At 29.6% G+C, this 15182-nt stretch carries 16 protein-coding genes, 1 pseudogene and 1 riboswitch; all 17 genes and pseudogenes read right to left on the reverse strand.

The features are described from left to right. Positions 1-569: 569 nt before the first annotated feature. A riboswitch (Lysine riboswitch) is annotated at positions 570-742 on the reverse strand. 487 nt (positions 743-1229) lie between these two features. Further along, the gene (locus B3603_RS18135) at positions 1230-2015 is read right to left on the reverse strand and encodes a flagellar hook-basal body complex protein (RefSeq protein WP_291567532.1); all 786 of its coding nucleotides are present in this window, start codon (positions 2013-2015) and stop codon (positions 1230-1232) included. Between the two features lie 15 nt (positions 2016-2030). Continuing rightward, a complete protein-coding gene (locus B3603_RS18140; RefSeq protein WP_291567534.1) occupies positions 2031-2813 on the reverse strand; it encodes a flagellar hook-basal body complex protein in 783 nt (260 codons plus the stop codon). Next, positions 2810-2932, reverse strand: coding sequence for a hypothetical protein (locus B3603_RS18145; protein ID WP_312573555.1), 123 nt, complete (start codon positions 2930-2932; stop codon positions 2810-2812). The genes B3603_RS18140 and B3603_RS18145 overlap by 4 nt, the downstream gene beginning before the upstream one ends. A 77-nt stretch (positions 2933-3009) precedes the next feature. Further along, positions 3010-3489: a hypothetical protein gene (locus tag B3603_RS18150; protein WP_291567536.1), complete on the reverse strand. Its 480-nt coding sequence runs from the start codon at positions 3487-3489 to the stop codon at positions 3010-3012. Between the two features lie 252 nt (positions 3490-3741). Next, the gene (locus tag B3603_RS18155; RefSeq protein WP_396152368.1) at positions 3742-4470 is read right to left on the reverse strand and encodes a FliA/WhiG family RNA polymerase sigma factor; all 729 of its coding nucleotides are present in this window, start codon (positions 4468-4470) and stop codon (positions 3742-3744) included. Continuing rightward, positions 4463-5131 carry a flagellar brake protein gene (locus B3603_RS18160; RefSeq protein WP_291567540.1) on the reverse strand — a complete coding sequence of 223 codons (669 nt, stop codon included), beginning with the start codon at positions 5129-5131 and terminating at the stop codon, positions 4463-4465. The genes B3603_RS18155 and B3603_RS18160 overlap by 8 nt, the downstream gene beginning before the upstream one ends. A gap of 10 nt (positions 5132-5141) precedes the next feature. Beyond that, entirely contained in the window at positions 5142-6014 is an 873-nt protein-coding gene (locus B3603_RS18165; RefSeq protein ID WP_291567542.1) for a MinD/ParA family protein, read from the reverse strand. After that, positions 6008-7195 carry a flagellar biosynthesis protein FlhF gene (gene flhF / locus B3603_RS18170; RefSeq protein ID WP_291567544.1) on the reverse strand — a complete coding sequence of 396 codons (1188 nt, stop codon included), beginning with the start codon at positions 7193-7195 and terminating at the stop codon, positions 6008-6010. Before flhF ends, B3603_RS18165 begins: the two co-directional genes overlap by 7 nt. Beyond that, positions 7195-9083 (reverse strand): annotated as a pseudogene (locus B3603_RS18175) (flagellar biosynthesis protein FlhA). The gene flhF and the pseudogene B3603_RS18175 overlap by 1 nt, the downstream one beginning before the upstream one ends. 197 nt (positions 9084-9280) lie before the next feature. Beyond that, positions 9281-11134 (reverse strand): fused FliR family export protein/FlhB family type III secretion system protein, encoded by a 1854-nt coding sequence (locus tag B3603_RS18180; protein ID WP_291567546.1) that lies wholly within the window; start codon positions 11132-11134, stop codon positions 9281-9283. 18 nt (positions 11135-11152) lie between these two features. Next, a complete protein-coding gene (fliQ, locus tag B3603_RS18185) occupies positions 11153-11416 on the reverse strand; it encodes a flagellar biosynthesis protein FliQ (protein WP_039632551.1) in 264 nt (87 codons plus the stop codon). A gap of 12 nt (positions 11417-11428) precedes the next feature. Beyond that, positions 11429-12244 (reverse strand): flagellar type III secretion system pore protein FliP, encoded by an 816-nt coding sequence (fliP, locus tag B3603_RS18190; RefSeq protein WP_291567550.1) that lies wholly within the window; start codon positions 12242-12244, stop codon positions 11429-11431. Between the two features lie 30 nt (positions 12245-12274). Then, positions 12275-12631, reverse strand: a complete 357-nt coding sequence (locus B3603_RS18195) for a flagellar biosynthetic protein FliO (RefSeq protein WP_291567552.1) — start codon at positions 12629-12631, stop codon at positions 12275-12277. An 11-nt stretch (positions 12632-12642) separates the two neighbouring features. Then, positions 12643-13110 carry a flagellar basal body-associated FliL family protein gene (locus tag B3603_RS18200; protein WP_291567555.1) on the reverse strand — a complete coding sequence of 156 codons (468 nt, stop codon included), beginning with the start codon at positions 13108-13110 and terminating at the stop codon, positions 12643-12645. A gap of 6 nt (positions 13111-13116) precedes the next feature. Beyond that, positions 13117-13845 (reverse strand): flagellar motor protein MotB, encoded by a 729-nt coding sequence (locus tag B3603_RS18205; RefSeq protein ID WP_291567556.1) that lies wholly within the window; start codon positions 13843-13845, stop codon positions 13117-13119. Beyond that, the gene (locus B3603_RS18210) at positions 13838-14647 is read right to left on the reverse strand and encodes a motility protein A (protein ID WP_291567558.1); all 810 of its coding nucleotides are present in this window, start codon (positions 14645-14647) and stop codon (positions 13838-13840) included. The genes B3603_RS18205 and B3603_RS18210 overlap by 8 nt, the downstream gene beginning before the upstream one ends. A gap of 12 nt (positions 14648-14659) precedes the next feature. Then, complete coding sequence (locus tag B3603_RS18215; RefSeq protein WP_291567560.1) at positions 14660-14851, reverse strand: flagellar FlbD family protein; 192 nt, start codon at positions 14849-14851, stop codon at positions 14660-14662. Positions 14852-15182 lie beyond the last annotated feature (331 nt).

Below are 15182 nucleotides of genomic sequence, written 5' to 3' on the forward strand. Positions count from 1 at the left end.
AAGAAAATAATCAGTCAAAAATATAGCACATAACTTTACATCAGACTGTCTACAGGTTACATGATAACTTAGTCATCATATAGCTCTGACAGCGCGGTATGATGGAAATTAGACAAGTATACTGATGACTATTTATTTTTTAATATGCCTCAATAAAACTTTTATATTAAGCATTTATTATATTAATTATTCTATTTTTTCAAAACTGTCCCTTTTATCGATACACTTATAATAAAGCTTCTAGTAAAAATTATATTTAAAGAAACTAGTTTATTTTAAACTAAATTTCATCTTGACTGTCAATTGTATATATGTTTATACATTATATGTAGGACATGCCTCTTTTAGAATAAAGTATAATAAACTAGTGATTATTAATTTATTATATTTATAAATAATACTTTTCAAATTTTCTATATATCCTATTAACTTGTCTATAAATTTTTTCATTGAGTAATACCTTTAGCATTAGAAAACAAAAAACTAAAAAGACACTGAAATTTCAGTGCCTAAATAATTCTTATTATATATAATAGGCTATAAATACACGAAAAATTTCATATTTTCATTACATAAATAGCTCATCATAATATTTTATGACAGTGATAGAAAATTTGCTTTCTATCCCCAAGTATTATACTTAAAAGTATATACTTTCGGCGTGTAAAAATCCTTCATATATATTATGAGAAGTTATTCCTCTTAATATATATTACCATCTACTCGCTCCTCTATTTAAACTATTTAATTTTAATAAATCACATATACTGATTACATATCCTACATACATCATTATATTATTTGAAATTTAAAAAATCAATGTTTTTTCTGAATTTTTAGTAAAGACCTACCTTAAGAGATAAGTTATAGGGATGCAATGTGAAAGCTTAAAATATCCATTGGAAAATAAATTTTCTATAAAAATAGCTTAACCCCTTAGAAATTAAGAATTAATAGTTACTAATGAAGATTTTAGGATGAGATTCTCTCTTAGTGAATTTCTTAAAATAAAATTTATTCTAAAAAAACTCCAAAGGCTTTGCCCTTGGAGTTTAAAACATAATTCGTATCTTTAATTCTTAATTTTTAATTCATAGAAAATATTTTTTGTTATGAAAATTAAAATCATGTATGAGTTAATTTTCTATTGTGGAAGCCTATACTTTCCACTAAGGTGATTTTAAATTCTATGTTCTTACTTATTTATATACCTTAACTCTTCTAATTCACTATCTTAGGCTATTTACTAGTCCCCACATCTCATCAGTGGTTTTAAGACCTGTTGAGCTTAATTGGAATGCCCTCTGGGTTAATATCATATCTGACATTTCTTCACCTACATTGACATTTGAGTTCTCTAAATAACCTTGTTGAATATTTCTATTCCTTGTTTCATACATAGTAGTACCTTCCCTAGGTACAAATAAACTCTCTCCTACTGAAAGTAAAGAAGTATCTCCTATTGAATCATATGTCTTAATACTTCCTACTTCTATAAAATTTTCATTTTCTTTTCTATATAATACTCCATTTTTATCTACAGTGAAATTTTCATTTGTAAGCTTCATTCTTCCATTAGGATAATTTACTTCATTCCCATTTCTGTTAACTACACTTAATCTATTTCCATTACCATCAACTAAAACTCCAGTAGAATCTACTTTAAAGTCTCCAGATCTTGTATATGCTGCAGTATTGTCTGCCATATATATTTTAAAGAACCCTTGTCCATCTATGGCTAAATCGCTATTCTTGCCGGTTTCTACTAGACTTCCTTGAGTTACTTGTCTTACTGATTTACCAATTTTCACCCCTGTACCATAGTTCAAGTTTTCCGCACCATCAGTAGTAGGATATCCTTGACGCTCTAAAGTATCTTGATATAAATCAGAAAATTGAGCTTTTAATTTTTTATATCCAGTTGTATTTACATTTGCTAAGTTATTAGATATAGTATCTAATTTTCTTTGTTGTGCAACCATTGCACTCCTATTGCTATTTAAAAGAGTGTACAAATTCTTCCCCTCCTACTATCTTACCTTACCAATTTCGTTAACTGCTTTACCTAAAGTTTCATCTAGTGTTTTTAAAACCTTTATATCACTTTCAAAGTTTCTCATAACAGCCATCATATCAGCCATTTCTTCAATTACTTCCACATTTGATCCCTCTAAGGCATTTTGTCTAATCATAGCTCCCTGTGCTAATTGTGGGTTGTTTCCTTGATATAAATTCTGTCCAATTTTTTTTAATCCATCGTAATTTTCAAAATCTACAATTCCAAAGCTATGAGTCATATTGCCGTTTATTTTAATATTACCTAATTTATCACAGGTAAGTTCTCCATTACCTACATTTATTGGTTCTAATACGTTAGTCATTAAATTTCTACCTAATACCATTTCTCCATTTGAAGTAACTAGGTATCCTGCTGCATTAACTTGAAAATGTCCATCTCTAGTATAGTAGTTACCTGCATCATTAACTCCTGTTCTTTGAACAGTGAAAAAACCATTTCCTTCTAGTGCAAAATCAAATTTACTATCTGTATCTTTAACTAGTCCTTGAGTAAAGTCTATATTTTTTTCATTTATTTCTGCTCCATTGCTCAATGTTCCTATATTAACCCTATAATTTTTACCATTAACACTTCTATCTTTATTAGATATCATAACTTCATCAAAGCTTTTAATAGATAAATTCTCTGATTTATAACCTGTAGTGTTTGAATTTGCAATATTGTTCATTATTACATTTTGTTTTGCTTCACTAGTTATAAGACCAGAAGCAGCATTATATAATCCTCTTATCATTTTTTCACCTCATCCTTAATCATAATTTTTACCTCATCGGGATATTTCATTCCTAAAGCTCTTGCTTTCACCTCTATTTGTGCATCACTAAGTTCATAGTTTAACTTAGAAAATCCCATAAATATTGTTCCTATAATTATGCCTATACCTATACCTAGTAGTACCTTTCTATCGGCAATAAAATTTATATATCCCTTTATTTTAGATATAACTCCTTTATTAATAATATTTCACCCTTTCCTAGGCCTGATTTTTCAACTATTTCCTCTATGCTAAGATTTTTTTCAAAAAGCTCTTTTATTTGTTGAATTTTTATATTATTTTCTAAAGTTTCTTCCTTTGTTTCTTCAAGATTAGTTGTTTTATTTTGTTCTTCCTCTGGTTTTTCTTTAATTATAGGCATATTAATTAATTCTAATTTTTCCTCTAATATATTATCGTAAGTTTTTTCTTTATACTTAATATCATATTTTTCTTTTAATTCTAATATTTCTTGTTGAAGTTCTAATATAGTTTCACTAAACTCTCTTCTTAGTTCTCCTAATTTTACATCTATTTCATCTGTACTAAACTCTGCATCTTTAAAGGCTTTATCAAAAGATTTTTCTTCTTTCTTAATTGCCTTAATATTGAAAATTATTAATATAATACCTATGAACAATAATGGTATTAGCATGTTCCTCCCCCTTATACAATTGAGAATTGACAATTGACAATGGAGAATTATTGATACTTCTCTTTTATAAGAGAAGTCTTGAATTGATTTCTTCTTTTAAGTTATAAAATAACTTTTTATAAAAGCCTAACAATTGTATTGCTAGTAAAAAAATCTATTAAAGAAATTAGTTTGATTAAAAATAATTTCTACCTTAATTGTCAATTGTCCTTTGTCAATTCTCAATTGCTTTAAGTTGTGGATTTAAATATTTTAAGAGTTAATATCATACTTAAGCTTTTTTAATATTTTTCGTAAATTTAATAATGCTTTACTATGAAGTTGACATACTCTTGACTCTGAAACATTTAATATCTTTCCTATTTCCTTTAGAGTAAGTCCCTCATAATAATAAAGTGTAATTACTAATTTATCTTTCTCTCTTAATAAATCTAAGGCTTTAGCTAGATATTCTAATATCTCTTTTTCTTCTAAAGATTTTTCTGGACTTGGACTTTTTTTATCTTCAATAGTTCCTATTAACGAAATCTCATCTTCCTCGCTAAACATTAAAGTTTCTAAGGACACTACTGAGATATAATTAATGTAATTTTCAACTTGAGTAACTTCTTGAATAGATATTCCTAATTCTTCTGCTATCTCATAGTTATTCGGTTCTCTAAATAACTTATTTTGCAATTTTTCAATAGCATCATTATACTTGTTAAGCTTGTCCATAGAACCTTTAGAAATAGGGCTATTCTTTCTAAGTTCATCTATCATAGTCCCTTTAATTCTTATAGCCGCATAAGTTGAAAATTTCATTCCTTTGCTCTCATCAAATTTGTTTAAGGCGTCCATAAGGCCTACCATACCATAGCTGACTAAATCCTCATATTCTACATACTTAGTTTTCCCCATGATAATTCTAGAAGCAATATATTTTACTAGTGGTATATACTTTTTTACAACTTCCCCCTTTGCTTCTACAGCACTATTCACGTCCATCACCCCTATTAGTCTTAAGCGTTTTTCTCATTTCATTAAATATATATTTAATTAATTTTTCTCTTTCATTTCCTTCAATGGTTAAAAAACTTAATCCACAAATATATTTTTCATCTTTATCACGTTCTACTCTAACAACCCTGCTCAATGCTATAATATCCTCACCGTCAATTTTTAACTGAGCTATAATATAGTCACCATTCTTAACTTCTTCTGCGATTTTTATCTTCATACCACCGCCACTTAAGTCTAATGCATATCCCACATTAAAATCTAAAATATCATAATTTCTTAAGTTCTGTGTTGGATAATTAGGTGTTAAATAATAATTTACTATACCTGTATAATTAATCCTTACATATTCTCTTCTCTGTATTTTTTGTATGTCATAAGGCTTACTTATAACTATAAGTGGTATCTTCTCAAATTTACGTCCGATTACATCTATTTTGAACTTAAAAACATTTCCATTTCCATCATTATATATAGCCTCATAGACTTCTCCCTGTCTCATGGCTACATAAGTGTGGTTTATTATTGGCAATCCTATGGATAACGTCCTTTCATCCACATCTTGAATTATGCTTTTTGCATATCCTTCTTCAGTGATAACTTTTATTCTATTGTTAGGATAAAAATTTATATTTGATGTCATGGCTATCCCCCTATGAAAAAATACTAAATATCTTTTTAAATAACCTTTGTACTCCTAGATTATGTTCTCTAAGTACAAGTCCCTCTAATTTTTTTGCAATATTCTCTATATCCCTTGCTGCTTCTGAGTTTGGATAATTAATACAAAGTGGTTTTTGTGTTCTAACAGATTTCACTAATTTAACATCCTCAGAAACCATACCCAAAAAATTTAATTTGATATTTAAAAATCTTGATGAAGCGTTGCTAAATTTTGCAAAAGTGTCTGACCCTTCTTCTTCATCTAAAACCCTATTAATTATTACACTTCCATTTTCTCTAATTTTAAAATGACTTACAGCCTTAATAAGACTATAAGCATCTGTTAATGAAGTTGGTTCCGGTGTGGTTACTACTATGAACTCATCACTACAAGCTATAAATCCTAAGACACTTCTGTTTATCCCTGCACCGGTATCCATCAAAATATAATCAAAGCCCTCTATATTTTCTAGTTTATTTAAAAAGCTTTTACGTTGTACCTCTGTTAAATCATCCACCCTTGAAAGACCAGATCCTCCAGGTAAAAGTTTAATTCCTAAAGGTCCTTCTATTATTACATCTTCAATATTTTTGTTATTAAAAATCACATCAAAAATATTATATTTAGGAAAGCATCCAATTAATACATCATCATTACCCATACCTATATCTGCATCAAATATTAATACCTTTTTTCCCATTTTTTGAAGAGTAATGCCTAAATTCACCACTATATTGCTTTTTCCTACTCCTCCTTTACCAGAAGTAATAGTCAATATTTTAGTAGTTCTATTTTCATTTTTGCAATTAATTTTATAACTTTCCTCTGCTAATTGTCTTAATGTTGATGCCTGATCTAACATATATTTTTCTCCCCTATTATTAAGCTAGCAATCTCACTACTTTCTGGACATTTAATATCCTCTGGAACATTTTGACCTGTAGTTATGAAGCTTAAGGGGACTTCAACTTCCTTAATAATATTTAATATTGATCCATAAGTTGAAGTTTCATCTAATTTGGTTATTATTACTCTATTAAAGTTTAAAGCTTTATATGAATCAGCAATAATTTTGATATCTTTATTTTTTGTAGTAGCACTAACAACAAGATTTATACTTTTAGCATTTGTCTTTTCGACAAATGCTCTAAGCTCTGACAGTTGCATGGTGTTTTTACTACTGCGGCCTGTAGTATCAATTAAAATAACCTCACAATCTTTCATACTTTCTATAGCAGCTTCCATATCTTTCATGGTAAATACTACTTTGAAAGGAATGTTCATAATTTCAGCATAGGTCTTTAATTGCTCTACTGCCCCTATTCTATAAGTATCGATAGTAATTAACCCTACCTTCTTTTTTTCAACTAAAGCTAATCTCCCTGCTAATTTAGCAATGGTCGTAGTCTTTCCTACTCCTGTGGGACCTATAAATACTACTGTACCTTCTACATCTAATTCTTCAATACTAACCATATCTCCTATTATTTTCTTTATTTCTTCTAGTTTTTCTTCTTCACTTCCCTCAGAATTTATGGAGTTTAATATATCCTCTGTTACTTCCCTACAAACATCTGCATCTTCTAAAATTAATCCTAAGTTTGTTTTATCTGTATTTCCTATAGAACTATTTATTTCACCATTTAACAAAGAAGTAATCATATTTTTCATTTCCATAACTTCTTTGTATATTTCTCTATTCTCTTTCTCTTCTACAGGCTTTTCATCATTTTTAACGTTTTTAATTTCACTAAACTTATCAGTATTTCTTGATATTTGACTTTTTAAGATGGCATCGATTAAATTCTTCTCATCTTCCCGAGGTTCTTTTGAATTCTTAATATCTAAATCTACTTCAAAATTTTCTTTTTCCTTCGATTCTATTGCTGCTGTAACTTCTAAAACTTTTTTCCCAAAGAAGCCTTTAATGCCAGATTTTTTAATTCTTCTTTGACTTATAATAACCGCATCTTTTCCTAGCTCCTGTCTAATTCTAGTAAGAGCTTCATTCATATTGGTAGCAACATATTTTTTTATTATCATTATACAGATACAACTCCTTCAGCTCTTATCTCAATATCATTTGGTATTTCATTTAAGGATAATACCATAAGGCTTGGAAAAACCATCTCTATAAGTTTTCTAAAAGCTGGTCTAATTTTAGGTGAAACCAATATCACTGGAATATTATTATTAAAATATGTGACATCCAAAAGATCTCTTAAAGAATTAAAAATATTTGTAGTTATATCAGGGTTCATTGCTGGGAAAGAACCTTGAACAGATTTTTGAATACTATTAGATACCATATTCTCTATATCCGGTGATAAAGTTAATACTGTAATACTATTGTTTTCATCTACAAGTTCATTACATATACTTCTTCCTAGTGCAAATCTTACATATTCAGTTAGTAATTCTATATCTCTAGTATTTCTAGAATTATCTGCTAAACACTCTAATATAGTTACCATATCTTTTATTGATATCTTTTCTTTTAATAAACTCTGTAATACCTTTTGTACTTCACCTATAGTCATTAAATCTGGAATTAACTCTTCAACTACTGTGCTATATTTTTCACTAACTGAATCTATAATCATCTTAGTTTCTTGACGACCTAATAGTTCATAACAGTGACACTTAATAGTTTCTGTCAAGTGGGTTATCATTACAGTAGTTGGGTCAACTACCGTTAATCCTTTAATTTCTGCCTCTTCCCTTTGGTCTTTATTAATCCAAAGTGCTGGTATTCCAAAGGTTGGCTCTATAGCTCTAATTCCTGGCATTGTAATCTCTTCATTGCTTGGGTCCATACATAAGAACATATTAGGCATAAGCTCTGATTTTGCTATTACCGTTCCTCTAATTTTAATTACGTATTCATTGGTTTTTAGTCTTAAATTATCTCTAATTCTTATTGGCTGTACAACTATTCCCATTTCTATAGCACATTGTCTTCTTACAGAAGAAATTCTTTGCACCAAATCTCCTCCTGCAGCATCATCGGCTAATGGTATAAGTCCATAACCTATTTCTATTTCTAGTGGTTCTACTGAAATTAAATTCATTACATTTTCAGGTTCACGTTTTTCTGTTTCGATGATTTCTCTTTCTTCTGTTTCCATCTCATCAATAACTTTTTGTTTTTCATCCTTATGTAATAAATAAGCGCTGTATCCACTAGCTGCTGATAGTAAAATAAATATTCCACTTGGCATACCCGGTATAATGGCAAGTACAAGTAAAACTGCTGATGCCATTGCTATAACCATAGGAAAAGCTGTTAACTGTGCTCCTAATTCTTTACCAAAGTTTTCATCACTACCAGAACGAGTAACTAATATACCTGAAGAAGTAGAAATTAATAATGCTGGTATTTNNAGAAGTCTGCTTCTCTTTGGAGATTTTTTCTTCTCTCTCTCGCTTCTTCCTCACTGATCATCCCTGCATTTAAATCCGCATCAACACTCATTTGTTTACCTGGCATAGCATCAAGAGTAAATCTTGCAGATACTTCTGATACCCTACCAGCTCCAGCAGTAATAACTACAAACTGTATAATAACAATAATTAAGAAAATGATAATACCAACTACATAGTCACCTCTAACAACGAACTGTCCAAAGGTTTCTATTATATCTCCGGCATATCCATCGCCTAATATTAGCCTAGTAGAAGATATATTAAGTGATAATCTAAATAGTGTTGTTACTAGTAACAGTGTTGGAAACACTGACAATTGAAGTATGCTAGTGGTAAACATTGTAATGAGCATTATAATAACGGATATTGCAATATTTATTGCTAAGAAGATATCTAAAAGTGCTGGAGGAAGAGGAATTATAATCATAAGTACAATTCCAATAACTCCAAAGGCTATAATAATATCTGAATTTTTCTTTATATCAAAGTTTTGAAAAAATCTCATAATTCTCATCCTCTACTATAAGTTTATTTTTCTTCTTGTTCTTTTTACTATATAAGCTTTATCAATTCACAGTTCACAATACACAATTTGCAATTATAGACACTTCTCCTTTTGAAGAAGTTTTAAATTGATTTCTTTTTATTAAATTTCTCTTAATTGTGCATTGTGAGCTGTGCATTGTGCATTGATAAAGTATGTTAGCTTTTAGTTTTCTTATTTAGTTTGTAAACTATGGCTAAAATTTCTGCAACAGTCTGGTACATTTCATATGGTATTTCCGTATCTAACTCCACTTCATTGTATATAAGTCTTGCTAAGGGCTTGTTTTCAATTATTGGAACGTTATTTTCTTTAGCAATTTCTTTAATTTTAATAGCTATATTATCTTGTCCCTTTGCAATTAATTTAGGAGCTGCTTTTGTATTTTCTTCATATTTTAATGCTACCGCTATATGAGTTGGGTTAGTTATAACCACTGTAGCATCTGGGATAGTTTGCATCATCCGCTTCATGGACATTTCTCTTTGTTTTTGCTTTATTTTACCTTTAACAACAGGGTCTCCTTCCTGTTGCTTAAACTCTTCCTTTACCTCTTGTTTAGTCATTTTTAAATCCTTATTAAATTGATACTTTTGATATACAAAATCAATAATACCTATAATAATCATAACTAAGGTTACCTTCGATAATATATCAACTATCAATTCTCCCAAAGAAGTTAAAATTGCTTCTACCCTAAAACCACCAAAGTTTAATATCTGCTCATAATTTGAAAGTATAAACTTATATCCAACATAAGCGATAATTATAATAATGATTAAATTTTTTATTAAATCCACTACTGCTTTTAAGGAAAACATTCTCTTAAATCCGCTAATAGGGTTAATTTTTTCTAATTTAGGTTTTAATGGCTCTGTGGTAAGTATTTTACCGGATTGTGCTACATTGGCCAAAATTCCCATAATTGCTATTGGTATAGCCACAGGTAAAAATACTATAGCTATCCTAATGAAAGAAGTTATAAATATCCCCCTTAAGCTATTATTATCTATAGAAATCGCAGAATAATCTCTTAAAAACATAGTTAAAGTTTGCTTTAAACTATTTACTATATATCCACCTAAAATTGATATTACTAGAGTAATAACTAAAAGTCCTAGTGCAGAAGTTAATTCTTTACTTTTGGCAACTTGTCCTTTTTTCTTAGCATCACTTTTCTTCTTTGGTGTTGCTTCTTCTGTTTTCTCACCACCTTCACTGGCGAAAAACACAAATATACAAGGCATTATATTGAATAATCCTTTTATTGCCTCAAGTACTGTATCAAAATTATTTACAATCATCTTCATAAATACAGGAAGAGATAATGTAAAACAAGCTAATCCTACTAATATTTTTATAGGCATACCAAGCATCATTATATTAAGCTGTGGCATTACTCTAGCCACAAGACCTAAAGTAAAATCCGTTATAATAATTATCAGTACAATAGGTATTGCCATCTTCAGACCAATAGTAAAAAACTCTATTATTACTTGAATCATATAAGTAGCTAATTCAGGCTTTAAAGCTAGTCCACCTATATCCACCAATTGGAAGCTTTCTACTAAGCAATTTATTACTATGTGATGTCCATCTATTAGTAAAAATACTATTAAGCACATCCAATAAAAAACTCTTCCTAATATACTTACTGTTTCATTAGATATAGGATCATATAATGATGACATGGAAAAAGAAACATGAAAATCTAATAATTGACCTGCCATCTGCGCTGCACTAAAACATAATGTAGTTATAAAACCTAATGCAAGTCCTATAAGTATTTCTTTTCCAATTAATACTATAAAAGTGGCAGAATTATTCACTGTTAAATTAGTTATATTAATAAGTGGTACAAATATAAAAGTCAGTACTAAAGATAATCCTATTTTGAATCTTTGAGGAGTACCACTTGGAAAGAAAGCTGGCACATACATAATAAAGGATGTCAGCCTACAAAATACTAATATAAATACTATTAATTCACTTATGTTTGTTAAATCTATCAAAGTTTTCCCCACCTAAAATCACATATTAGCTATAATTGAAAAAATATATTCTGTAAAAGTAGTCATAGTATTTATAATAAAGCTAGACATTAAAAGTCCAATTAAAGCCACTGCAATAATCTTAGGTACAAAGGTTAGTGTTTGCTCTTGTATTTGTGTAGTGGCTTGAAAAATACTTATGATAAGACCTACTACTGTAGCCACTATAAGCATCGGTGCTGCAATAACAAGAGATGTTTTTATTAAATCTTTTAATAGAGATATTACTAAAGTTTCTGACATACCCTCACCTCACTACTTAAAACTCATAATTAAAGATTGAGAAATTAAATTCCATCCATCTACTAATACAAATAACAACAGTTTAAAAGGTAGTGATATCATTGCTGGTGGAAGCATAAACATCCCCATTGCCATAAGTACACTAGAGCTTACTATATCCACAATTAAAAATGGTATAAATAAAAGGAATCCTATTTCAAAAGCAGTTCTAAGTTCACTTATTATAAAAGCAGGTACTACTGCATATAGAGGTACCTCATCATAAGATGGAACTTCTGCATTATTTTCATCCTTTATAGTTTTTACAGTATCCTCTAATTTACCAACCTCTAAAAATAACTTTAAATCTTTTGCCCTTGTCTGTTTTAACATAAAATCCTTTAGAGGCTGTACTGCTTTATCATAAGCCACCTCTGTAGAAATTTTATTGTCTATATAAGGGGTAATAGCTTCATTGTTAATCTTGCCAAAGGTTGGTGCCATTACAAAGAAAGTTAAAAACAGTGAAAGTCCAATTGTAATTTGTCTTGGAATAGATTGTTGAACTCCTAAAGCATTTTTTAGCAGTGATAATACAGTTACAATTCTTACAAATCCTGTAGTCATTATTATTATAGAAGGAAGCAGTGTAAGAACTGTAAGCAGTAATATTAGCTTTATATTATCTACAAATTCCTTTGGATTGGTATCTCCGTTATTAAAATTAATGCTCACATCTGGAATAGGAATTCTATTTCCAGCAGTAGCATATGCAACCTTATAGCTAAAGAATATTATTATAGCTGCAAATAAAATCACTTTTAAATATTTACTGTACTTACTTTTCATAAAATCGTCCTCTTCATTTTTGTTTAATTGCTACTTCTTATGATTCTTCCTTATTAAATTTGTTACAAAATTAGAGCTGTTATTAAAGTTAGTACCATAATACTGCTTACTGTTTTGTTCCGCTTTTAAAAGCTCCTCTTCAGTTAATTCTTTTAGAATTTCTGTTTTATTATTACTTGAGCTCATTAAATATCCTTTATCTCCAATTTTAATAACCATGATAAAACTATCCTTGGTTAATTGAAGCCTTTCTACTATTTTCATATATCTACCTGGTGGTGAAATATAAAATTTATTAGTCAATTTACCAAGTAGATATATTAAAAATAGTATAAAAGGTAGGAAAATCAAAAGCTGTATTAGGCTTTTCCAAAACTGTATATCCATTTATGTCTCACCTACTGAACTAAAATTTCTGAAAAATACACATCAACTATTTTTCCTTCGCTTAAGATTTCATTGACCTTTTCATTCAGTTCTTTTTTTAGTGGATCTATTCCCTCTGGTGATAAATCAGTGGTTTTCTTTGTTCTTAGAATGTTTGCAATTACATCTCTTATTTTTGGCTTTTTAGTTTCAAGCTCTTTAGTAAGTCCTCCATTATTTTGATAACTTAATGCTATTTTAATTTTTAAATATCTTGGCTTACCTTCATCCGCTAAATTTACTAAAAGTTCGTCTACTTCAAAGAAAACTTCATCTTTTAAAACATTAGTTCCAGCAGCTACTGTATTTGGATCATTCTTTGGAGAATTTTTAGTAGCTATAAAAAATCCTGCAAAAGCTGCTCCTCCTATCAATAGTAAGACTAAAAGTACTATTAAAATAATCTTAAAAACATTGCTTTTTTTATTATCTTCACCCATAAGTTATTACTCCTTTTCCTCAGTAACAATAATAATATTAACTCTTCTATTCATTGCTCTATTTTCATCACTATCATTTGGTACTATTGGATTGTGTTCACCATAAGCATTAGCAATAAATCTTTCAGGATTTGGCTGTTTTTTATCAATAAGAAAGTAGTCTAATACACTTAGTGCCCTTGCAGAAGATAAATACCAATTGCTTGGAAACTGTTCCGTACTAATAGGCAGATTATCAGTATGACCTTCAATTATTATATTGTTATTTATCTTTGCTATTAATGTGTTAATTTCATTCAATATCTTCTTGCTATTTGGAAGCAATTCTGACTTAGCAGATTCAAAAAGCACTGTTTCCTTTAGCTGTATGTTGATTCCTTTTTCATTTTCAAAAACCTTCACATCATCTTGAAGATTGCTTTCTGAAATTAACTTAGATACTTGCTCATATAAATTATCCTGTATATCCTGATTATCTACATTTAAAGAATCAGTGGTGTTTTCAGGTTTACCTACCACAGGTACTTGTCCAGATGCTATGTTAAACTCTAGCATGCTAGTATTAGCTTTACCTGAAAACATGCTCTGAAAAGATGCTGATATTTGTTGAAATTTTTCCGCATCTACCGTTGAAAATGAATAGAGCAAAACAAAGAAAGTTAAAAGCAGAGTCATGGTATCAGCAAAAGTATTCATCCAGGCATCTGTTTTAATTTCAGATTTTTTCTTAGACATTTTCTGCCACCTCATTGTTATTTACACCCATAGCCTTAATTTCTGCTCTTTCTGATGGTGATAAATAAGCACTTAATTTATCCTCAACAATTCTTGGATTCACCCCTGATTGTATAGCAATTACACCTTCAATAATCATCTCCATGCCATTAACCTCTTGAGCAGTTTTATAATCAAGTTTTTGTGCCATTGGTATAGCTATTATATTCGCTAAAATAGAACCATAAAAAGTAGTAATAAGTGCTTTTCCCATACCTTTTGTTAAGTTTGCAGCATCATTCATGTCTGCAAGCATTTGTATAAGTCCAATAAGTGTACCTAACATACCAAAAGCTGGTCCATAAGCTCCTAGGGATTTTAGCATTGCAGACCCATCCTCATGACGCTTTTCAAGCTCCACAATTTCAAGCTGCATTATTTCTTTTATTGCCTCAGGCTCAATGCCGTCAACTACCATGTTTAGTGCTTTTCTCGTAAATTCATCTTCAATGTTTGCTATATCATCCTCAAGTGATAATAATCCTTCTCTTCTTGCTTTTCTCGATAAGTTGGTGAAAAGTGTTATTGTCTCTACCTTCGAAGTAGTTTCTTCTTTAAAAGTTTCAACTATAACCTTACCAAGCCTCTTAATTTCCTTCATTGGGTAAGAAATTAAAAGTGCTCCTACAGAACCCCCTACTGTTATAGCAATGGAGAATGGATCATAGAATACCATGAGACTGCTTCCACCTAGCATACCTAGAATCATAAGTGCTATAGCGGTAACAAGTCCAATTACTGTTAGCAAATCTTGCTTTTTCACATCCATACCCTCCTAAAATTTTGAATTGTAAATTTTATTTTTATATTCAATTACCTTTTCCACAACTTCATCAATGGTGTTAGCTAATAAATACACCTTTCCGTTGGTCAAGGTAATAATTGTCTCTGGTACTGCTTCCATCTTTTCAATATGGTTGCAATTAAGAACTATCTCTTTTTTATTAAGTGTAGTAACCTTTATCATAACTTCACCTACTTAGGCAATTGACAATTGAAAATTGAGAATGGACAATTCAGGATAATTCTCAGTGACCTGAGAATTTTAAATTTAATTAATATCCATAGTACAACTTCTTCTGTCAATTTAATTTTTTAATTAGTTCTTTAATATAATTTGACAATTGCAAATTGATAATGAACAATTTAGGATAATTACCAGCAGCATATGAGAATTTTAAAATTATATTTTTAAGCAGCAAATTACTTTTTATTTTAAGGGTTACTCATAAATTTTAGAGTGTAGATTAGAAACTCTCATGCTGCTGAGTAATATCCATAATTGTAAATTATTTCTT

Origin of the sequence: Clostridium sp. UBA2485 (genome assembly GCF_002341865.1) — a bacterium.
Classification (GTDB): Bacteria; Bacillota; Clostridia; order Clostridiales; family Clostridiaceae; genus Clostridium_J.